We start from the raw sequence: 21290 nt of genomic DNA, 5'->3' as shown, positions 1-21290 counted from the left end.
GGCTGCGAAGCGTGATGCATCCGCCTGCGCTGCGTCGCGCGACCCTCTGCAGATCTACGGATCTGCGATCGGATCACGCTTCTTGCTCAGGCGGCGACTCCCGCTTCTCGCTCGATTCCTCCCTGTGCAGAGATTCCCTAGTAGACGATCACGCCGCGCGCGTTCACGCCCTTTTCCATGTCCTCGAAGGCCTGCGGTCCCTCGTCGATCGAATAGGTATTGGTCACCATATCGTCGAGGTTCAGCTTTCCGTTCTTGTACAGGTCCAGGAGCATCGGAAAGTCGCGGTGCGGATGCGCGTCTCCGTACATGCTGCCCTTTACCGTCTTGCCCGACATCGAGAGCATCAGCGCGTTGAACGGTACCTGATCGGTGAGCTTGCCAACGCCGACGATGACGGCCGTACCCCCACGCCGCGCCGCCTCATTGGTCTGGACCATCAGTTGCGGAACACCCACCGCCTCGAATGCGAAGTCCACACCGATGCCGTCGGTCATCTCGCGGATCGCCCCAAGAGCGTCACCCGTGCCATTGACGGTGTCGGTCGCACCGAACTTGCGCGCCATCTCCAGCTTATTGTCGGCCAGATCGACGGCAATGATCTTACGGGCACCCGCGAGTCGCGCACCCTGGATGATCGACAGGCCGATTCCTCCGCAGCCGAACACGGCGACGGTCGAACCCGGTGTGACCTTCGCGGTGTTGATTGCAGCCCCCACACCCGTCATCACACCACAGCCGACGAGTGCAGCCTTGTCGAAGGGAACGTTCTTGTCGATCTTGACGACGGCCGTCGCCGGCACGATCGCTTCCTCGGCCATACAGCCGAGGAACTGCATTACGGCCAGGTCCTCATCGCCCTTGTGAACGCGCGCGGTTCCGTCGAGCATGCGACCGGTCGGCGCACCTGCTGCGCACAGGAACGGCTGGTCGCGCTGGCAGTAGAAGCAGGTTCCGCACAGGGGAATGAAACTGAGTACGACGTGGTCGCCGACTTCGACGTTGCTCACGCCTTCGCCCAGTTCCGCGACCACACCCGCGCCCTCGTGGCCCAGCACGATCGGCCGCGGCAGAGGCAGGGTTCCGTTGATCACCGAGAGATCGGAATGGCAGACACCGGTGGCCCCCATCTTGATCCGGACTTCGCCAGCTTTGGGCGGGTCGATCGTAACCTCTTCGACGCTGTACTGATTGAGATCTCGGGTAATCAAGGCCTTCATGGGTGTCTCCTCAGAGTAGACTCGCGTTCAGTCGAGTCGTTCTTATAAAGGCAACCGAGGGTGCGATACAAGTCGCACCGCCGGACCCGTCGCGCCCGAGCGACTCGAGGACCCGTGCCGGGGCCAGAAGTCCGGTGCTTCGAAACTCCACAATGCTACGCGAGAAACGGGTCCTGGGGCCGGAAACCGCCTCTCAGAGGGCATTGAAGCCCGCTGGAGAGGATTGGTGGGCCGGGACCGAGGCTTCTTGCGTCGTCTGCTAGGAGCTGCGACGCAGCGGGGCGGGTTTTCCGAACAACCAGCCCTGCCCGAACTGGATGCCGAGTTCGCCGAGGGTCTGCAGCTCTTCGAGCGTATCGAGACCCTCGCCGATGATCTTGGCGTTCGTGTCGTCGGCGATCCGCTGGAACGCGCGCACCATGTTCTGACGAGCGGGATCCTCGTTGATCCCCTTCACGAATGCGCGATCGACCTTGATGAACTCGGGAGAGAGCTCCAGCACGGCTTCGAGCGAAGCGTATCCAGCTCCGGTGTCGTCGAGAGCGAACTGAAAGCCGAGCCGTCCGTAGGCATCGCGAGCTTCTCGGAAGATCTCGTAGTTCTCGATCGACTCCTGCTCCGAGATCTCGAAGACGACGTCACTGGGACTGAGCCCACATTCATCGAGCGTGCGTGTGAGCGCGTCCGGCTGGAACGACGGATCGTGGATCGACGTTGGCCTGATGTTCATGAATAGCTTCACGCCGTCGGGAAAATCGATCGCGCCTTCGAGCGCTTTGTGCCTGCACAGGCAATCGAGTTCGAACAGCAGGTTCTCCTGCGCCGCCATCCCGAAAAGTTCAGCGGCTCCGGAAAAGGAACTGCCTTCTTCTCCGCGTGCCAGCGCTTCGTAACCGAACACGGTCAGACCCTTGGCATCGACGATCGGCTCGTAGACCGAGCGCACTCGTCCAGAAACGAGCACGTCCATGAACTCGAAGCTCCGCTCCCTCATGTCGATGCTTCGGTTCAGCGCGGCGTCTTGACGACCGGAGTCGATCGCCGCGCGGATCTGCGTGACGGCTCCTATGCGGGGATTGCGCATGACGTAGGCTCGGCCAATCCACAGTGATGGCAGCTTCCGCAGATAGGGGTAGACGATGCGCTGGCCCTGGCGGGCGAGTCGCTCGCCGAGCTGATGCGAAAGACGCGGCAGCTCGTCGCGATAGAAATCGATGTCATTCGTCGGTCTGACGATGGATACGAAGAGCTCGCTGCGCCCGAGTTCACCCACAGAGACCATCTGGGCGCCGTCGCAGAGTTCGCCACAGATCTTGTCCACGGCGGCCGCAAGTGACGCCAGAGCACAGGCATGAGCCTCATGGCCACTTCGGCTTTCGATCTCTTCCAGCGGTGACGCGTCCAGGACCAACAAGCCCAGGGCGGTCTGCGCACCGAAGCGATCCGCCAGTTCGTCCAGGGTGTCGCCCAGGGGCGATAGTGATCCCTGTTTTTCGGTGCTTTCACTCATACCGTATCTGCACAGATCGAATGCATCTCTCGGCATCGGCAACCTCGAGGCCTTCGTTGAGGCAAGAGTGAAAGCGCGGGTTTACGGGCGGAAAAAAATCACGCACTCCTCCCGTTTCGAGCCGGGTGACTCGATGCTATCTGCTTTCTGCGCATGCAACGCGTCATCCTGTTTCTATGCATCGCATTCCTGGCCGCTCCCGCGGGTGCGGATCCGGTTCAGGTGTCTCCGGTCAACGGGCGGGAACTGGTACAGGTCCCGCAGGGAGAGGCCTACTCCGTCTGGCTGATCGGGCATTCCTACGGACCGTCGGTCTACCCCGTAGCGTCTCTGCTGCTGAACCTGGATCGCTTCAATCGCAGTGGCGCCCGAGCCCTTTTCCTTCTGGGCGACACGATGCAGATCCTGTCACCGGTTCACCGCAGCGCTTTCGCACGCATGACGGACGCTCTGCAGATCCCGGTCTACATCGCACCGGGCAATCACGACCTGCGCGAACCGGGAGTATTCGAGCGCGAGTACGGCCGGACCAGCTATCAGCTCAGGATCGGGTCAGATCTCTATGCGATCTTCGATCTGAATCTGAACTGGGAAGCGCTACCCCAGGATCGCCTCGATGAGTTCCTGCGAATCCTCGCCGAAGCTGAGCGTGATCCATCGATCCGCAACGTCGTGATCCTCACCCATCACCTGGTCTGGGCGATCGATGAGCCCCGACTCGAAATCGTGCGCAGTCGTGTGAACCGCCCCGCAGACTATCGCAGCGGCGTTTTCGCGCAGCATCTGCAACCGGCACTTGAATCTCTCGCGCAACACAAACCGGTCTACTGGATTTCGGGAGACAGGACCCATTTCCCTCCGCTGTACTGGAAAGTCCCAGAGCAAAACATCACTTACATCGCGACCGGGCTGCACGGTAGAGAAAACGACCTGGCCGTACGACTCGAATCGAGCGCGACGGGCGCAATCCGTTTCGAATTGGAGTCGCTGGCTGGACGCGAGTTGGATCCGATCGAACAGTACGGGCCCGACTATTGGACCGACTACTACGATGGAGTGCTTGGAGCCGCGTCCATCCGGAAGCCTCTCCCGATGTACTGGGTGCGCGGCTGGATGTTCGTCAGCAACCGCCGCTTCATCGCGGGCGCGGCTTTCGGCGCAGTCCTGTTGATCGTCGCATCGGGAGTTGCGCGAGTATTCAGGCGAAAGACTTGAACTGGACGAGTTCCAGGTCGGGAGTTTTCAAGCGGCCCCGGACTGATAGAGATCTCCCGAGAGAGACGCGGTTTCGCGAAACAGCGCCTCCAGGGACCTGACCGAACGGCTCAGATGCTCGGCGTCGGCACCGGGGTTGGCTAGCAGGTCGTCGATGCGGCGCCGAAAATCCGCGGGTTGATGATCGAATTCTTCAATCTCGTCGAGTGCCGTCTTTTGATCCGATTGATACACGCGATTGAGCGCAAAAAGCGCCTGGACCAGAAAGGCGGCACAGCGTGTGAGGCACCCGACTGAGTAGTACACGTCTGCGCGGGCCGCCGCCGGGCGAGCGAACGACTCGATCCCGAATTCGACGTCGCGCAATCTCTGCCTCACGATGCTCGCGCGTAGCGGTTCCGGATAATTCAGCACCCGCAGCTTGAGGCGAGCGATGCGTCCCAGCGGATCGTGGAGCACTCGACACGCGAGCAGGTCGGCCTGGTAGTTGACGCTGAGAAATCCGTACGGAGCTTGCTGCAGATAGTGATCCTCGAAGCGTCCGGCATCCGCTTCCTCAATTACACGTTCGAGTTGCTCCAGGTTGCGATAGAGCCAGTCGACCCTCTGTCCCGATACCGTCAGCCAGGCGCCCCCGTTCACCCAGGGGCCCCATTCGTAGAGTTCGGTCACTACGGGCCGGGGAGAATCGTGCCAGCGCGCCGCGAGACCGCGAATCATCTCGAGATCGGGTGCTTGCTCGTCGCTGTACAGGAGCCCGAGATCGATATCGGAATCCGTCCGGGCTCGGCCGCGCGCGAATGAACCCGCCAGAACGACTGCCTGGATCCCCGAAACCTCGGCCAGCGCACCGACCTGATCGCGAACCAACGCCGCCTGTTCCTGCGACATTCCAGAGAGCGGATCGCTCATTTGAACCCGCGCAGCTCGTCGAGCAGATGAACGGACGAGCGCGCGGCTTTGTAGAAATCATCTACGCACAGGCTTTCGTTCTCACCATGCGCGTTGCAGACCGGATCTTCGAGTCCGAGCAGGAGTGCCGGTGCACCACCCAGAACTTCCGCGAACGGACCGACGAAGGAGATCGAGCCACCACAACCGATCGAAATCGCAGGACGGCCATAGCCCGCTTCGAGAGCTCGGCGAGCAGCGTCGAATGCCGGACCGTTGGGCTCGGTGCGCCAGCCGCCACCCACCGCTTCGCGACTCAACTCCACACGCGCACCGGCCGGGGGATCGCGGTGTAGAAATTCGCATAGCAATCTCGTTGCACGCTCGGGATCCTGACCGGGTGCCAACCGCAGCCCGACCCTCGCTCGCGCGACGTCCATGAGCTGGCTGGCCGCAGCCGCCAGGGGCACACCTTCGATCGCCGTGAACGCGAGACTCGGTCGAAACCAGAGTCGCTCCCATATGTTCCGGTCGCTTTCGCCCGCGAGCGGGCCGAGCGTCAACAGACCCGCTTCTGCACGAAAGGCGAGTTCGTCGAATGGAAGGGCTTCCAGTTGTGCTCGGAGGTCTGGCGATGTCTCCGGCACGTCGTCGTAGATACCCGGAATCTGGATCACTCCCGCATCGTCAATGAGACGCGCCAGAAGCCGGACCATGGCGCTCGCTGTGTCGGTCGTGGGACCTCCCCACATTCCGCTGTGTACGGGGTGGTCGAGCGCGCGCACCGTTACGTCGACGATCACCAGACCTCGAAGACTCGTCGTAAGGGACGGCAGACCCGTTTCCAGGTTCGCGGTATCCGAGAGGATCAGGACATCGGCATCGAGACGCTCGCGCTGACCGAGCAGGAATTCTGCGAGGTGTGGCGAGCCGATCTCCTCTTCACCTTCGACCATCAGCTTCACGTTGACCGGGGGTCCGTCCGCCGCTTCGAACCAGGCGCGCAGCGCGGCCAGGTGCAGCATCAGACCCGCCTTGTCGTCGACGACACCGCGTCCGTACAGACGCCCGTCATCGCGCAGGGTCGGTTCGAAAGCTGGAGTCAACCAGCGTTCGGGTCGACCCGGGGGTTGCACGTCGTGGTGTGCGTAGATCAGGACGGTCGGGGCTCCAGCACCTGCGTGCAGCCAGTCTGCGATTGCATAGGGATGGGAGTCACCGACGCTCAGGACCTCGGCATTCTCCAGCCCTGCATCGCTGAGCAGGTCCGCAACCTGGGCCGCCGAGCGTTCGACTTCGCGTCGGTCGAAGCCAGCTGCCGATACGCCGGGAATGCGTGAGAGTTCACACAATCCCTCCAGGGTGCGCTCGAATCCGGACTCGAGCGCATCGAGTACTGCAGATCTCTCGTCTTTTCCCACGCCGCTTCCCTCGCCGGTTGTGACGAAGCTAGCAAAGCAGGGTTCGGAGCGGCCCGGTAGAATGGTTGCATGAGCTGGAAGCCAGAAGTCGAAGGAATCGAAGCACGACGAGAACTCGCCCGCAAACTCGGCGGAAGCGAGGCCGTCGATACCCAACATGCGAAGGGCCGCCTGACCGTGCGCGAGCGCATCGACGCACTGATCGACCCGGGCACACTGCGCGAACAGGGTCCGATCGCCGGACAGCCCGAAAAAGACGACGAGGGCCGACTGACCGGCTTTTCCGCGGCAAACTACGTACTGGGCCTGGCCAAGATCGAAGGGCGGCTATGTGCTGTCGGTGGGGAGGACTTCACACAGAAGGGCGGATCCCCCTCGCCCGCCGGCCTGCGTAAGTCGGTCTTCGCCGAGGAACTGGCGATCCGTTACCGAGTGCCTCTGGTGCGATTCCTCGAAGGCGGCGGAGGCAGCGTGCCGCGTGCGGGAAAATCCGGCGGCGGCGGACAAGGCGGCGGGGAGGGTCTGCACTCTTCGCCTCGTTTCATGTCGATCATGCGCGTGATGGCCGAGGTTCCTGTGGTATCAGCCGCCCTCGGACCGGTCGCCGGTCTGCCGGCTTCACGACTGGTGGCATCACACTTCTCGGTCATGACTCGCAAGACCGCGCAGATTCTCGTTGCGGGTCCCGCACTCGTTGCACGGGCGCGAAAAATCGAAATGACCAAAGAGGAACTCGGCGGAGCCAAGGTTCACGCGCGCAGCGGAGTGGTTGACAATCTGGCGGTCGACGAAGCCGATGCGTTCGCTCAGATCCGGCGCTTTCTCTCCTACTTGCCGACGAATGTGGAGCAACCCGCACCCGTCATCCCATGTGACGACGATCCGGGCCGGCGCGAGGAAGAACTGCTCTCCATCATTCCGCGTGACCGGCGCAAAGCTCACAAGATCCGTCACCTGATCGAAATGATCACCGATCGCGGCTCGTTTTTCGAAATGACGTCCGGCTTCGGTCGAGGCCTCGTCGCAGGTCTCGCCCGACTGAACGGACAGCCCGTCGGAATCATGGCAAACGACCCCTACTTCTACGCGGGAGCCATGAGTGCCGAAGGCGCCCAGAAGGTCACGCGTTTCGTCGACCTGTGCGACACCTTTCATCTGCCCATCGTCAGCCTTGTGGACGAGCCCGGGTTCATGATCGGACCAGATGCGGAGAAGCAGGCGACGATCCGCCACGGTACAGCGGCGTTGTTCTCGGTGATGCAATCGACAGTGCCCTGGGTCTCGGTGATTTTGCGCAAGGTCTTTGGTGTGGCGGGAGCGGCCCACTTCGGACCCGGCGGCCACATCCTGGCATGGCCCTCCGCGGAATCCGGTGCGCTACCTCTGGAGGGCGGCGTCGCCGTAGCCTTCCGTCGCGAGATTGAAGCCGCCGAAGATCCCGAAGCGAAGCGGCGCGAGATCGAGGAGCGCATCTCATCCCAGCGCGACCCCTACGCGCGCGCAGAGGGCTTCGGCGTCAACGATATGATCGATCCGCGCGACACGCGGGCGGCATTATGCGACTGGGTCGAGTGGATCCAGCCTCGACTCGCGGAGCACCTGGGCCCGCGCGCCTATACCGTCCGCCCCTGAGACTCGACGACGAGAGGAAGGGGTGGGCGCACGGTCGAGACGATCAACGCGGCGATGAAGGCCAGGAACGCCAGGACGCGCAGACCGGCCGGGTAACCTCCCAATTGCACCGACAACCAGCCCAGCGCAAGTGGGCCGAGCGAACTGATCACCTGCGTACACAGCTGTAGCGCACCAAACACCGTACCGAATGATGGTATGCCGAAGAGTTCGCTCGCCAGTAGTGACTGAAACATGAAGATATTGCCGATCGTGAAGCCCACGAACAGGCACGCCAGATAGACGGCGCGCCAGTCCGTGACGAAGCTGAGGACCAGGACTGCAACTCCTTGAACGCAGAAAAGGACGGCCGCGAGGCGGCGCTTTTCGAATTGGTCCGCGAAAAAGCCGACCGCCAGGCGGCCGATGATGCTTCCACCGGCCACCGTGCTCAGTGCGAGAGCAGCCGGGTTCGCTCCCAAGATAGGACGAAGATACGAGAGCGTGTGGATCAGAAAGCCGACCTGAGCAAATAGCATCATCCCGAACGCGATCGCGAGCCGTCGGAAGGCCGCAGTCGAAACGGCTTCTGCCAGAGTCCAGATACGCCTCTGGACTTCCATCGAGACCCGGGGATCAGAGTGGGCTAGCTCGAAAGCACCGTCGGGCTCCAATCCGAACTCCGCCGGATCCCAACGCAGGATGAATACCGTGACCGGCAGCGCCACGGCCACAATGACCAGCGCAAGCAGTGCAGTCGCGCTTTCCAGACCATTGTGCAGGATCAACCAGGTCGCCATCGGCACGACGACGATACCCCCGACTGAAACTCCCGTTTGCGAGACACTCATCGCGCGCGTCCGCAGCGAGACGAACCAGCGTGTGATGATCGCGTTGTTCGGAACCGAGGTGCACATGGCGAACCCGATCGCCATAAAGACGTAGAACGCGTACACCATCTGCAGGTTCTGCGCTCGACCGATGGCCGCGAGGCCCCCCGCCATCAGACACGATCCGGAGATGATCCAAAGCCTGGGCCCCCAGCGATCGATCGCCAGACCGATCAGACTGCCAGCGATTCCCGCAACCATGAAATACAGACTCGATGCAGCTGAAATCGATTCCCGTGTAAAACCTCGGGTTTCCACGAGACTGTCGAGCAGGACGGCCTGGCTGTAGAAGCCGACTCCCACGCAGACAAAGGAAACGAGTGCACTTCCAAAGACGATCAGCCACCCGTAGAAAACGCCGGGAAATAGACGGTGAACCGCGGGGAGCTTGCTGAGTGCAGAATCGGGAGGTGTTCGCATTCGCATCGGGAGTTCCGATAGCATACGCGAAGCTCACGGAGGTCTCGCATATGTCCGAACCGGTACTGCTTGTCGAGAAAACACCCGACGGGATTGCCACACTGACGATGAATCGGCCCAAAGCAATGAACGCGCTTTCCGGCGAATTGCGTGGGGCGCTTTCCCAGGCGTTTTCTGAACTGGAAGCCGATTCCCAGACTCGAGTCATCATCTTGACAGGTGCGGGACGCGCGTTCTGCGCGGGTCTCGATCTGAAAGAATTGGGGGCAAGCGACAACGCTCTCGCCAATCGCGCGTTCGAGGATGGAAACGTCGTCCGTGCGATCTCCAACTTCCGGGGACCCGTAATCGGCGCGATCAACGGAGCGTCCGTGACGGGCGGGTTCGAACTAGCGCTCGCCTGCGATGTACTGGTCGGCTCAACCACAGCGCGTTTTGCCGATACTCACGCTCGGGTCGGAATCCTGCCCGGTTGGGGCTTGAGTCAAAAGCTTTCGCGCGCCATTGGTATCTATCGCGCGAAGGAATTGTCGTTGACGGGCAATTACTTGAGCGCGGAGCAGGCCGCTGCCTGGGGAATTCTCGGCCGCGTCGTCGCTCCCGACGAGTTGCTTGCGACCTGCCAGAGCCTCGCCAGAGACATGCTCTCGTGCGTTCCGGAGGCACTCACAGGCTACAAGCGCCTGATCGATGAGGGATTCGCGAAGGACTTCGATGCGGGTATGAGAATCGAGTCCGAAATCTCCCGCGGAGCGAACAAGACGGTAGACGCTGAAGCTATTGAAGAGCGGCGAAAGGGCATCTTGAAACGGGGCCGCGAGCAGACCTCCTAGTGTCTCGGGCCAGAACCGGCAGGTCGCGGAATCTCAATCATGGAAGCCCAGAACGCCCGTCAGTCCCACTGGCTCGGATTCGTCTTCGCCCTTCTGGCCTATGGCAGCTGGGGCGTTCTCCCGCTCTACTGGAAGGCGCTAAGCCATCTTCCGGCAAGCGAAATCCTGGCACATCGCGTGGTCTGGGCGCTTGCGCTGATGGTCGCATCCCTGTCGCTGTCCGGAAGCTGGCCCGAAGTCGCAGCGGTGTTTCGCGACCCAGCCCAGCGATTGCGGGCACTTGCCACTGCATCGCTGATCGGGACGAATTGGATGTTGTTCATCTGGTCGGTAAATAACGATCAGATGGTGGCCGCAAGTCTCGGCTATTTCCTGACGCCGCTGATGAATGTGGTTCTGGGAACGGTGTTCTTGCGGGAGCGCCTTTCGCGGCCGCAGTTGTTTGCAGTCGTCCTCGCCGGTGCAGGTGTAGCCGTGCAGGTGCTCCGACTCGGTTCCCTGCCCTTGCTCGCGCTGGCTCTCGGCGGAAGCTTCGCGCTCTACGGTCTGCTCCGGAAGACCGCGCGGGTCGGCGCGCTGGCCGGGTTGTCGACGGAGGCACTGATCCTCGCACCCTTTGCACTGGGATATATCTTTTCAGTTGAGATTGCGGGCAATGGTGCTTTCGCAAACCTGGCGAGCGTCGGGTGGGTGACGATGGCCCTCTTGGTTGGCGCGGGCGCCGTAACTGCAGCCCCGCTTTTGTGGTTCGCTGGCGCAGCCCGCAGGCTACCGCTGACCACGGTCGGGTTGATCCAGTATCTGGCGCCGAGCATCACACTCGTGCTCGCGGTGCGGCTCTACGATGAGGATTTCACTGGGACCCACGCGCTGAGCTTCGGTCTCATCTGGGCGGGGCTGCTGGTCTTTTCGGGAGATATGCTGCGCAGTTCCTCGCCGGTCTCGACTTCGGCCGCATAGCGGGGTTGGCGGTCTGAATCGAGCCAACTCCGCCCCGGGCCGATCCCTGCTAGAGACGACTGGGCGAGCGGGCTTCGTCGACGAGGACCGTCAGTGCTGAAGCGTACATATTCGGCAGGGGAATATGGCCGTGCCCGGGGAGAATGCGAACCGTGCACTTCGACAGCTTCTGGGCGAACTCACGAAGAGCCTCGACGGGCACGATGTTGTTGCTGTCGCCGTGGAAGAGCCAGACGGGGGTGCGGATTTCGGATACGTCGAATTCCCAGGCCAGAATCGTCAGCCGGGTCTCCCAGACCGCTCCTTCGACGCCCGAGCGGAACGTCTCGTGAGAAGTGTCGAAAAAGGCCTCGACCATTTCGGGCTTGGCCATCACGTCGCGATCCTCGCTGGGGAGCATCTCTTCGAGCTGGTGAAGGAGAAGCTGTGGATTGTCGGCGGCGATTCGAGCCACACGGCGGTAGACCATGGCCAACGCCCAGGGTGCAAAGCGCGGCAGAATCGCGCCCATGAAGCGATTGGCAAGGCTCAGATTCGCTTGATTCATCCGGATGCCGCCGGGCACGAACGTGTTGAGGATGGCGGTATCGCGCACCTGATCGGGCATTCTGAGCGCGCACGCCAGTGCGTGGGGTCCTCCGCCGGAGATGGCCAGTTGCGAAAAGCCCCCGAGCGACAGGTGGTCCACCAATTGAGCGATGTCATCGGGCCAGTCGAGCAGTCTGCGCTTTGCCTTGAAGTCCGAAAGGCCCAGGCCGGGTCGATCCACGGAGATCAGGCGCACGCCCTTCTGCAAGGCCGGAACATGGGCCACCTGAGCGTCGAGTCGCGTGCTCGGTGCACCGTGGTAGTACAGAACCGGCAACCCGTCCGGGTCTCCGTATTCCGCGTATCCGAGCCGACGACCGTCCGTCAGACGGATGGTCCGGTCGACATACGATGAGTGCCGCTCGGTCAATTCCACTCCCAGGTGTGGGCGAACGCTCGACATGACGATACTGCCGCGCCCCGGTACCCCCAGGAATAGTGGCAGATTCCCTGCAAAAGAAGCGCACAAGAATGCGATCGATGTGCAACTCCGGCGGGAAGATAGCGTTTTACTCGGGAAACTCCGCCGGGAACGCATCCGCCGCCGGCAGTGCGGGACACCGGCCCCAATGGCGGAAGGGACAGAACGGGCCCTGGATCCGCGGCTCACGACCACGCAGACCGAACAGCCGCGCGGACCGGCCTTCTGGAATCGGAGGATCCAGGAACTCATCGCCTGAAGTTCCAGACCCGGCCAGCCGATTCCGGGGCTGATGCACGGCCCTACCCCCCCCGATAGCCTGCAGATTGAAGGTAGTTGTCCGGAGTGCGCCGCGCCGTTTCGCGCGACCATCTGGGACCACCACTTCCACTGCGCCTACTGTGGCTCCCTTCTCGTTTCAGCGCGCGAGCTGAATACCGAAGTCTTCATTGCCGGCGACAGACCCGATACACCGAGCGATGTGAGGGAGTTGCTCCTGTTCCGTGAAGTGCGCGACTTCAAGAGCAGCCTGGTCGGCCGGTTTCGCATCGAAGATGGCCTGGAAATCGAACCGCCCTGGGTCGAAGAGAAGGTGCGCGTCTTCGCTGAACAGCTGCGCCGCGAACTGGTCGTCGAGGAGGAAATCGACTTCTTCGCGCCCTACGAGATCCATGAACAGACCGTAGCCCAGGGGATTCTGGGCAGGCGGGGGAGAGCAAAGGAGAGCTTCGTACAGGGCTTCGACGTGGAGGACATCAAGAGGCTCTACGACGCGGGCGAATTCAATCTGCGCGACCGCGGATTGAAGATCCGTGGCATGCACATGCAGTTGATCTCCGACGCGCATCTCGCCTGCGCGGAAAACCGCTTTCTGACGGTCGTCGAGCAGCCTGAACCGAGTCTGGGTGAACGCCGCAATGCGTCCAAGGTGAGACCGCGCAACGGCATCAGCATCGTCACGATGATCGACAGCACAGTCCGCGAACGCAGATTCCGCGTGTACAAGCACATGACCTACGTCCGGACGCGACGGAGCGCCCACACACGCCACCTCCTGTTCGATCGGCAGTTCGACACGCTCGCCGGCGAGTTGCAGTCCGAAGAAGTCGAGGGATTTCGCTCGATTCCATCGGTGGCGACATCGTCTGTTCTGACGCGACCCGAGATTCGCGCGATTGCTTCGGAGTGCCCCAACTGCGGCTGGGATCTCGATCTTCCCGAGCGCGAACGAATCGTCTTCTGTCCGACCTGCGCGTTGGGGATCGCCGTCACGCCTACGGGGCTCGAGAGCATTTCCTATCGGGTAGGCACGTCGCCACCGGAGAGCGAGGCGGACTCGGTCTTGTACTGCCCCTTCTGGGCTTTCGATTTCTCGCTTCGCGTGGAAGAGGACACTTTCGAGCGTATCTGGGACTGGCTAGAACGGGTTTCACCGCAAGCCGTGGCCCGTCAGTTTCAACAGACCGACCCCGAGCGTTCGCAATTTCTGATCCCTGCGAGGAATCTCTACGGAAATGAACTGCTCGACGATATCTTCGCTCAACTGACCGGCTGGGCGAACTGGAGCCAGCCCGAACTCTCCTCCGACCGCCCGAATCCGGATTCGCGTGCGCACATGCTAGGTGTAGAACTCGATGCGAAGGAAGCCGCCGGACTGGCACGCTTCGCTCTCCTGGCCCTGCACGATGTTCAGAGCACGCGCAGGCTCAATGGCATGAACTTCCGCGCATTCATCGGCGACGCAGAGTTGCACCTCGGCCAGGCCACGCTGGTCTCACTTCCGCTCGAAATCCGCGAAAACGTCTGGTGCCCGAAGACGTGCGAACCCTCGGACCAGCCCGGGGCCTACCGTCGCATCGGCTCCACGCTCAAAGGGTTTTCCAGCACGCTTCTCACCGACGAGAGCATTGCGCCGCGCGAGACCAAGCACTTCTCCCTTTTCTAGCCGGAAAATCTCACCCGATTCCCTCCGGGCGCGAATGCTCCTCAAGACCGGCGAAAGGTGCGCCGAATACCCCCCTGACCCCTTTGGGCACCAACGACGTGCAAGTACAGCGCAACGCGGACGCAGAGGACGAGACGGAACCGATGAGCAAAATCCACGAGACCATTACGGACCAGCGGAACTTTCCGGAACGAATCATCCAGAGCATTCCCGGCTTTCGCGGCTACTTCGACCGCGAGAACCGACGCGAGGCGGACAGTCTCCTGCGGGATTTCGGCGTCACGCGCCTCGACTTCGCAATTTCTGAACTGCACAGCGCGACGAAGGCCGCCGCCCTCGAAGACATGTCGGGGATTCAGGAACTGGTGAACCAGGTAGAGAAGCTGCGCAACGAACTACGCCACTCCGATCGCGGCTACGCGGCCTTCTTTCAGGAAATCAAATGGGACGGCCAGGAAATGCTGGAACAGCTGTACGAGCAAGATCGATCGGTCGTCCAGGGCATTGAAACCGTCGAGACGATGATCTCCAGCGGTGAGTTCGGACTCTCCGCGTTGCGCTCCGAGGTGAAGACCTTGGGCCGGGCACTCGAAGATCGCGAAAACGCAATTCTCAGACTGGCAGCGGAGTAGAGCATGTCACAGTTCATCGAAGTCATCGAGAGTCTCGACACCACAGGCGACACGATCGTCCAGCGCGTTCCAGCGACGGGATCTGGCGACATCAAGATGGGTGCGCAGCTAATCGTACGCGAGAGTCAGGTCGCGATTTTCTTCCGCGATGGGCGCGCGCTCGACACGTTTGGCCCTGGACGCCATACGCTTTCGACTCTGAATATTCCGATCCTGACCAAGCTCCTCTCACTCCCCACGGGTTTCCGGAGTCCGTTCCGCGCGGAAGTCATCTTCGTCAACCTGAAGACGTTCGCCAACCAGAAGTGGGGTACCAGAGAGCCCATCCTGTTCCGCGACGAAGAACTGTCGATGGTACGCCTTCGTTCCTTCGGCATGTTCAGCTTCCGGATCACGAATGCGCAGGTCTTCGTCAATACGCTCGCCGGCACGGTCGGATCCGTATCTACCGACGCCGTATCGGACTTTTTCCGCAACTTCATCGTCACTCACGTGGCGGATTTCCTAGGTGAACACCTGCGCACCGTCCTGGACCTTGCGCGCTACTACAACGAATTGAGCGCCGGAATCAAAGCGCATCTGATGTCGGACTTCGAGAAGTACGGGGTGACCGTCGGCGACTTCAAGATCCACTCGATCTCCCCCCCGGATCACGTGCAGGAGATGATCGACAAACGCGGAGGCATGGCAGCCATTGGCAGCATGGACAACTTCATGCGCTACCAGGCGGGACACGCACTCGAAAAGGCCGCTGCGGGCGGGGGCATAGACGGCGAAGGCGGAAGCCTGGTCGGAGCGGGAATCGGCATCGGGGCGGGACTCGGTATGGGCGGTGGCATGGCCGGCGTCGTATCCCAGGCGCTGCGAGGTGGCGCAGTCAGTGAGCCCGCCCAGAGTTTGAGTTGCAGTGGATGTCACGGCTCGATGAGTGCTGACAACCACTTTTGTCCGCAGTGCGGGACCCGGGCCCCGGGCCTGATAGCCTGCGGATCCTGTCGGAGTTCGATCCCGGCATCCGCGCACTTCTGCCCGACGTGCGGCGCGCAACAGGGCGGCGAAAGCTGCTCGAACTGCGATGCGGATCTCGTGCCCGGAGCGAATTTCTGCGGTGAGTGCGGCCACAACCTGGGCGATTAGCCGCCTTCCGTCGGCAGACGGATCAGGACCTCTTCGCCTGTGTGCTTCGATTCAAATGCGAGTTCGAGCAGGCATTCGCCCACGAACTCGGGTGTATTGAAGGCACCGGTTCGCTTCATTTCGCGGAAACGCTCGACTTCGGGAAACTGATCCCGGTCACAGCCGCGGATCAACTCCTGCATCGCGGTGTCGATCACGCCTGGAGCGACGGAATAGGCGCGCAGACCCCGCTCTGCCTCTTCGACTGCAATGCACTCGGTCATGCGATCGACAGCCGCCTTGGACGCGCAGTACGCCGACCAACCCGCGTAGCGCTTGCGTCCGGCCCCCGACGAGAGATTGATGAGAACTCCGGGCTGATCGATCGCCCACAGATGTCTGATATACGAACGGCTGCCGTTAAAAACACCCTGCACATTGATGCTCAGGTGCCTCGAGAAGGCATCGGCATCGATGTCGCGCAGGGGAGCGATCGGCTCCAGCACACCGGCGTTGTTGATCCACGCGTCGATCCGCCCGAAGCGCTCGGCCACTCCGGCGCTGAAACGGTCGACCGCCTCCGCATCGCAGACGTCGATGGTCGCGCTGTGCACCGTCGGGGATTCGGGAAGTACCGGCGAAGTTCGCGAGCAGAGGCCGAGTCGCAAGCCTCGTTCGGCATAACTGCGAGCCAGTCCGGCACCCAGACCGCGACTTGCACCCGTGATCACCACGACACGTTCCCGGACATCTACTCTGCTCGACATCCGGGTAGTCTAGCCCGGATGTCTCGCGACGATGCGAAGCTAACCGGCGGAAGACAACCGGAAAGGACCTGAGAGTGCCTGGTTACTGGGTCTTCGTGCTTCGGTCGAGCAACCGCACGACGCGGGGGTGACCGTTGCTCGCGGCGAGCTTGGCCGCAGTGGCGCCGTCGCTGGTCTTCGCATTTACGTCTGCACCGTTCTCGAGCAGCATCAGTACGATCTCCTCGTGACCCGCCGCCGACGCGTGGATCAGGGCCGTCCAGCCCTTCTCATCGCGCGCGTTGAGCTTGGCTCCCCGGGCGAGCAGCGAGCGCAGAAACGAGGAATGGCCGTCTCGTGCCGCACGAACCATCGCCTTGTCGCGATCGCTGCCCCGTTCGCGGGCGAGTTCCTCCGCTGATGGCGGGAGGGTCGAGGCCAGCATCAGCGCCGTGTGGCCGGTGCGCGTCTTCGCGTTGACGTCGGCCCCGCTCTCGATCAGGAGGATCGCGAGGTCTTTGTGCCCCTGTGTCGCAGCGTGGATCAGTGGCGTCGCACCGACGCGGTCGTACGCATTCACGTCTGCACCGGCTTTCAGCAGCAGACGAGCGGCCTTTCGATGCCCTTCACGTGCTGCGCGAACGAGTGCGGTCTGACCATCGGCGGCAGCCGCCTTCACGTCGGCCCCCGCATCGAGCAACGTCTGCATCGTCACATGACGCCCCTTCCAGGCCGCGTACATGAGCGCATCTTGGCCGGTCTTGCTCTTGGCATTCACATTGGCACCACCGGCAAGAAGGGCCGCGGCCATGACCGTGCGGCCTTTCTGCGCGGCGAACATCAACGGGAGTTGCGCCGAGCGTCCGTGCGCGTTGGCATCGGCACCGTGTGCGATCAGGATCTCGGCGATGTGGGTGTGCCCTTCGCGAGCGGCGATCATCAAGGCCGGCTGACCGTTGCGATCGGCCGCGTCCGGACTCGCCCCGGCATCGAGCAGGAGTTTGACGGTTTCGGCGTGACCGCTCTGCGCAGCGCGCACGAGGGCCGCCTTGCCGTCCTCGGAGCGCACGAGCAAATCCGAATCGTTCTTCAGGACCAGTTCGACGATCTGCGTATTGCCTTCGCGGGCAGCGCGCGACAGAGCCGTCTGGCCATCGTCGGTGCGAGCATTCAAATCGGCTCCGGCTTCGAGCAAGACACGAGCCGTCGTGTCGTGCCCGTGCCAGGCTGCGAAAATGAGCGCCGTAACTCCGGCATTGGTGCGCGCGTCGACGTCCGCTCCGGAACGCAATAGCTGTTTGACGACGTCGGTCCGGCCATCCTTGGCAGCGCGCAGAAGTGCATTCTGACCCGACTTGGTCTTCACTTCGATTTCCGCTCCGCGCTTGATCAGAATGCGAACCATCTCGAGTTCACCAGCGCGCGCAGCCACCATGAGCGCAGTCTGGCCGGTGCGACTTCGAACATTTATGTCCGCGCCCTTCTCCAGAAAGGACTCGACCAGATCGACGTCTCCCGTCTTTGCCGCGCCGACCAGGAGATCACCGGCGGATTCGAGTTCGGGGACCAGGACGGACGCATCGGCCCGGGTCAGATCGGCACCCGCGTCTCGCAGTGAGTCGACCACGCTCCGATAGCCCCGCTTGGACGCAAGGGCCAGCGGCGTATCGCCCTTCTTGGTCTCGGCATCGACTTCTGCACCCGCCGCGATCAGTGCGCGCACTGCACCGCCGCGCCCCTTTTCCGCAGCGTAGAGCAACGCGGTACTGCCATCGCTGGCCTTCGCGTTCACGTCCGCGCCCTTCGCGAGCAATGCGCCAACCAGGCCTGCACGCTCCGACATCAGAAGCTCTTGCTCTACGGAATTCGCGGAAGGCGTCTGCGGCTCGGGGATGATCCTGTCTTCGATTCCGGCAAGTAGACCGGCGACATCTGTGTGACCCGCAGCCGCTGCGAGATCCCGGGCAGTGCGTCCGTTGGATTCTTCGACGAGTACGTCGGCTCCGAGGGTAACGAGCGCGCCGACAGTGAACATCCGGCCTTCTTCTGCCGCGTATTGAAGAGCGGTCCGACCGTTGTTCGAGGTGGTGTTCAGGTCCGCGTCGTTCCCTTCGACCAGGGCCTCCAGAACCGGAGTCTGACCTTCGCGAGCAGCGACCATGAAGGCCAGATTGCCGTCACCGTCGCGCAGGTTTCGATTCGCCCCGCGCGCGATCAACATCTTGATCACGGGCAGTTTTCCAGCCGCGGCCGCGAGATGAAGCGCCGTGGCACCCGAATTGTCGGCCTCGTCCAGACTCGCGCCCTTTTCGAGCAGGGTCTCTGCGATGGCCAGGTGACCGCGGGCGGCCGCCTGTAACAGAGGGGTAGCGCCAGAGCGATCGACTGTGCGGAAATCAGCTCCACTTTCGAGCAGCGCTGTGACGACCGCGATGCGGCCCCTGCGAACGGACTTCATGAGCGGGGTCAGGAAGCTATTGTCGCGAACCTCGACGTTCGCGCCGTGGGCGAGCAGAAGCTCGACCATTTCGGCGGAATCCCGGCTGGCTGCGATCAGCAGCGCCGGAGCGCCGTCGGGACTGCGCGCGTCGATCGGCGCTCCCGCATCGAGCAGGCTGCTCACGCGCAGCAGGTGGCCCCGGGTGACGGCCTTCAGCAGTTCCTGTCCCATCTTGGACCGACCGAGCAGATCCTCCTCAGTCGCAGGCGCAGCGGCGGCCTCAACCGCGGAGGTCTGGTTTTGGTTCCCTTCCTCGACAGCGGTCTCTACGGTCACCGTCACGAGCAGGGTCGAAAGCAGCAGTCGAAGCATCAGATCTCCCGGTCAACCTCTGAAGGGCGCAGTCCTCCACTGCGCCACGCCATCCGCACTCCTGCGCAGCCCCGCGAGCTGAGTCTGGGCAGCCCCCTTAGGATCGGGTGGCGGGCCTGAGCACATGAGCGACTAGTGTCTGATGTCGGAAAATCCGATAGACCGACATCCGTAAACACTAACCCGCAGTATATCCGCAAGACGATTCGCTCGGAAACTGGTTTGAACCCCACCTCTCCGCCTATTTGGAGTTGGGAGTTCGAGCCTTTGGTGACGACGAAAGTCCAAGGAATCCGTAAACTTATCAGCTACACACAGTTGTGGATGTTCTTGCGCACGCGCGAGGAGCCAGATGCCCGGATCAGGGCATCCGCCAGGGGTCGGGGTCAAATTCCAGTAGATTTCGCACCTCCAGCCCCTGAGCCGCCAGGCTGATGAAAAGGCGCTCCAGGCCAGGACGCTCGGTCGGGGCGTGCCCCGGGTCCAGAAGCCCGATTCCGGCGTCCAGAGCCGAACGAGCGCGATGATGAGTCAGATCCCCGGTCAGGACGGCATTTGCGCCGGCCGTGGCGGCTGCGGGCAGAAAGTCGGCTCCGGCACCTGGAATTACGGCCAGGCGCTCCACAGGCAGGCTCGGATCCCCGGCCAGGCGCAGGGCGGGAGCTTCCAGCGCCTGAATCGCGCGTTTCGCGATTTCGCCCAGTGTGCTGCCGTCTGGGGGGCGGCCGATCCGACCGAGCATTCCGGCGTTGCCCCGCTGCTCGTACACGTCGTAGGCGGGTTCTTCGTAGGGGTGAGCTCCGACCAGCGCCCGGACGATGCGATCGCTGCGACTGGCCGGAGCCACGAACTCGATGCGCGACTCCGCTTCCAGGTTCAGCGACCCGGGCTTGCCGGTGACCGGCTGTGTTCCATCTGCGGCGAAGAACGTTCCGCTGCCTTCGCTGCGATACGAGCAGTGCGTGTAATTGCCGACGCGTGCGCCTCCCTCAGCAGCAACCGCTTCGAGCAGTGCGTCGACTGCTTCTGCGGGTGCAAAGGTCACGATCTTGTGAGCACCCGCACCGTAGAGCGGGGCGAATCCGGCGACGTCTTCGAGTTCGAGCGCGTCGGCGAGCGCGTCCGCGGCCCCCCCAGGCGCTACATCGTAGTTCGTATGCGTGACCGCGAGGGCTACACCCGCCCGGACCAGGCGCAGCGCGCGTCCCTCGGGCGTCGGGCCGGCGACAAGGCGTGTCGTGGCCTCGAACAAGAGCGGGTGATAGCTGACGAGGAGGCCGACGGGATCTGCCTCGACGGCGGATACCACGTCCTCGGTCACCTCGTGGCAGACCGCGATGCTGTGTACCCGCTCTCGGGGATCGCCGAGTTGCAGTCCGACCGGGTCCCACTCCGCAGCCTTTTCCCACGGTGCGGACCGGCCCAGGGCCTCCAGTAGTTCGCTGATCTCTCGGGAATTCATGGAGGCGAAGAGATAGCATTCCCGGCGCCGCTGGGGAGCAAAGCGCGTTTCGCTCCGCTGCGCGATACTGGACGCATGGATATTTCGATCACCTACTGCGTTTCCTGAAACTATCTACCCAAGGCCACCAGTCTGGCGGCCTCGATCCGCGATGAGATCGGCGTGGAAGCAAAGCTGATCAAAGGCGCGGCCGGCGTTTTCGACGTGGACGTCGACGGACGGCGGGTCTTCTCGAAGCAGGAGACCGGGCGATTCCCTGAAACGGAGGAGGTTCTGGAGAAGCTGCGGACCTGAGAAAGCTCGGGACCCGGGCCTTGGAAGCTACTCGCGATCCAGAATTACAGCTACGAATCCCAGGATGACAGGGATGAAGAGCACGCCGCAGGTGGCAGCGAACATGTACATCAGGTGGAAAGAGTCCTGGTTCACCTTGGTTTCCTTTGCTGGGCCCTGACGGGCGGGCGTAGCTTAGCTGAAGCTCTATCGGAATGACCAGCGCCCGACCTGCAACCTATCGCGGCATCCCGGGAATGGCGGCATCCCGGGAATGGCGGCATCCCGGGAATGGCGGCATCCCGGGAATGGCGGCATCCCGGG

The 21290-nt window shown here is 62.5% G+C and carries 17 protein-coding genes; 8 read left to right on the top strand and 9 right to left on the bottom strand.

Annotation, left to right across the window (positions count from 1 at the left end):
* Nucleotides 1-137 precede the first annotated feature (137 nt).
* On the bottom strand, nt 138-1220 hold the full coding sequence (locus GY725_01935) for a Zn-dependent alcohol dehydrogenase (GenBank protein MCP4002934.1): 1083 nt from the start codon (nt 1218-1220) through the stop codon (nt 138-140).
* A gap of 259 nt (nt 1221-1479) precedes the next feature.
* A complete protein-coding gene (locus GY725_01930) occupies nt 1480-2730 on the bottom strand; it encodes an EAL domain-containing protein (GenBank protein MCP4002933.1) in 1251 nt (416 codons plus the stop codon).
* A gap of 153 nt (nt 2731-2883) precedes the next feature.
* Between GY725_01930 and GY725_01925 the strand changes: the two genes are divergently transcribed.
* Nucleotides 2884-3945 (top strand): hypothetical protein, encoded by a 1062-nt coding sequence (locus GY725_01925; protein MCP4002932.1) that lies wholly within the window; start codon nt 2884-2886, stop codon nt 3943-3945.
* A 27-nt stretch (nt 3946-3972) separates the two neighbouring features.
* Here the strand turns inward: GY725_01925 and GY725_01920 are convergent, their stop codons facing one another.
* Both GY725_01920 and GY725_01915 read right to left on the bottom strand, forming a co-directional pair.
* The gene (locus GY725_01920; GenBank protein ID MCP4002931.1) at nt 3973-4857 is read right to left on the bottom strand and encodes a DUF4037 domain-containing protein; all 885 of its coding nucleotides are present in this window, start codon (nt 4855-4857) and stop codon (nt 3973-3975) included.
* Nucleotides 4854-6416: a M20/M25/M40 family metallo-hydrolase gene (locus GY725_01915; protein MCP4002930.1), complete on the bottom strand. Its 1563-nt coding sequence runs from the start codon at nt 6414-6416 to the stop codon at nt 4854-4856. The genes GY725_01920 and GY725_01915 overlap by 4 nt, the downstream gene beginning before the upstream one ends.
* Between GY725_01915 and GY725_01910 the strand changes: the two genes are divergently transcribed.
* Nucleotides 6327-7889 (top strand): propionyl-CoA carboxylase, encoded by a 1563-nt coding sequence (locus tag GY725_01910; protein MCP4002929.1) that lies wholly within the window; start codon nt 6327-6329, stop codon nt 7887-7889. The genes GY725_01915 and GY725_01910 overlap by 90 nt on opposite strands.
* Here the strand turns inward: GY725_01910 and GY725_01905 are convergent.
* Nucleotides 7871-9184 (bottom strand): MFS transporter, encoded by a 1314-nt coding sequence (locus GY725_01905; protein MCP4002928.1) that lies wholly within the window; start codon nt 9182-9184, stop codon nt 7871-7873. The two genes, GY725_01910 and GY725_01905, sit on opposite strands and share 19 nt — an antisense overlap.
* A 44-nt stretch (nt 9185-9228) precedes the next feature.
* On the opposite strand from GY725_01905, the gene GY725_01900 reads away from it, so the two are divergent.
* Nucleotides 9229-10011, top strand: coding sequence for an enoyl-CoA hydratase (locus GY725_01900; protein ID MCP4002927.1), 783 nt, complete (start codon nt 9229-9231; stop codon nt 10009-10011).
* Nucleotides 10012-10050: 39 nt separating this feature from the next.
* The gene (rarD, locus tag GY725_01895) at nt 10051-10971 is read left to right on the top strand and encodes an EamA family transporter RarD (protein ID MCP4002926.1); all 921 of its coding nucleotides are present in this window, start codon (nt 10051-10053) and stop codon (nt 10969-10971) included.
* 49 nt (nt 10972-11020) lie between these two features.
* Here the strand turns inward: rarD and GY725_01890 are convergent, their stop codons facing one another.
* A complete protein-coding gene (locus GY725_01890) occupies nt 11021-11962 on the bottom strand; it encodes an alpha/beta hydrolase (protein MCP4002925.1) in 942 nt (313 codons plus the stop codon).
* Nucleotides 11963-12272: 310 nt separating this feature from the next.
* Between GY725_01890 and GY725_01885 the strand changes: the two genes are divergently transcribed.
* From GY725_01885 to GY725_01875, 3 genes are all read left to right on the top strand, one after another.
* Complete coding sequence (locus tag GY725_01885) at nt 12273-13925, top strand: hypothetical protein (GenBank protein MCP4002924.1); 1653 nt, start codon at nt 12273-12275, stop codon at nt 13923-13925.
* Nucleotides 13926-14068: 143 nt separating this feature from the next.
* The gene (locus tag GY725_01880) at nt 14069-14557 is read left to right on the top strand and encodes a hypothetical protein (protein MCP4002923.1); all 489 of its coding nucleotides are present in this window, start codon (nt 14069-14071) and stop codon (nt 14555-14557) included.
* 3 nt (nt 14558-14560) lie between these two features.
* Nucleotides 14561-15694, top strand: a complete 1134-nt coding sequence (locus GY725_01875; protein ID MCP4002922.1) for an SPFH domain-containing protein — start codon at nt 14561-14563, stop codon at nt 15692-15694.
* On the opposite strand, the gene GY725_01870 is transcribed toward GY725_01875, so the two are convergent.
* The 3 genes from GY725_01870 to GY725_01860 form a co-directional block, all read right to left on the bottom strand.
* Nucleotides 15691-16440 carry an SDR family NAD(P)-dependent oxidoreductase gene (locus GY725_01870; protein MCP4002921.1) on the bottom strand — a complete coding sequence of 250 codons (750 nt, stop codon included), beginning with the start codon at nt 16438-16440 and terminating at the stop codon, nt 15691-15693. The two genes, GY725_01875 and GY725_01870, sit on opposite strands and share 4 nt — an antisense overlap.
* Nucleotides 16441-16522: 82 nt before the next feature.
* Complete coding sequence (locus tag GY725_01865; GenBank protein ID MCP4002920.1) at nt 16523-19231, bottom strand: hypothetical protein; 2709 nt, start codon at nt 19229-19231, stop codon at nt 16523-16525.
* A 361-nt stretch (nt 19232-19592) separates the two neighbouring features.
* On the bottom strand, nt 19593-20693 hold the full coding sequence (locus tag GY725_01860; protein ID MCP4002919.1) for a Nif3-like dinuclear metal center hexameric protein: 1101 nt from the start codon (nt 20691-20693) through the stop codon (nt 19593-19595).
* A 162-nt stretch (nt 20694-20855) separates the two neighbouring features.
* On the opposite strand from GY725_01860, the gene GY725_01855 reads away from it, so the two are divergent.
* Nucleotides 20856-20987: a SelT/SelW/SelH family protein gene (locus GY725_01855; GenBank protein MCP4002918.1), complete on the top strand. Its 132-nt coding sequence runs from the start codon at nt 20856-20858 to the stop codon at nt 20985-20987.
* Nucleotides 20988-21290 lie beyond the last annotated feature (303 nt).

The sequence above is a fragment of the bacterium genome (assembly GCA_024226335.1).
Lineage (GTDB): Bacteria > Myxococcota_A > UBA9160 > SZUA-336 > SZUA-336 > JAAELY01.
The sequence above is the reverse complement of the archived record's forward strand: the minus strand, read 5'-3'. Positions and strand labels throughout refer to the sequence as shown.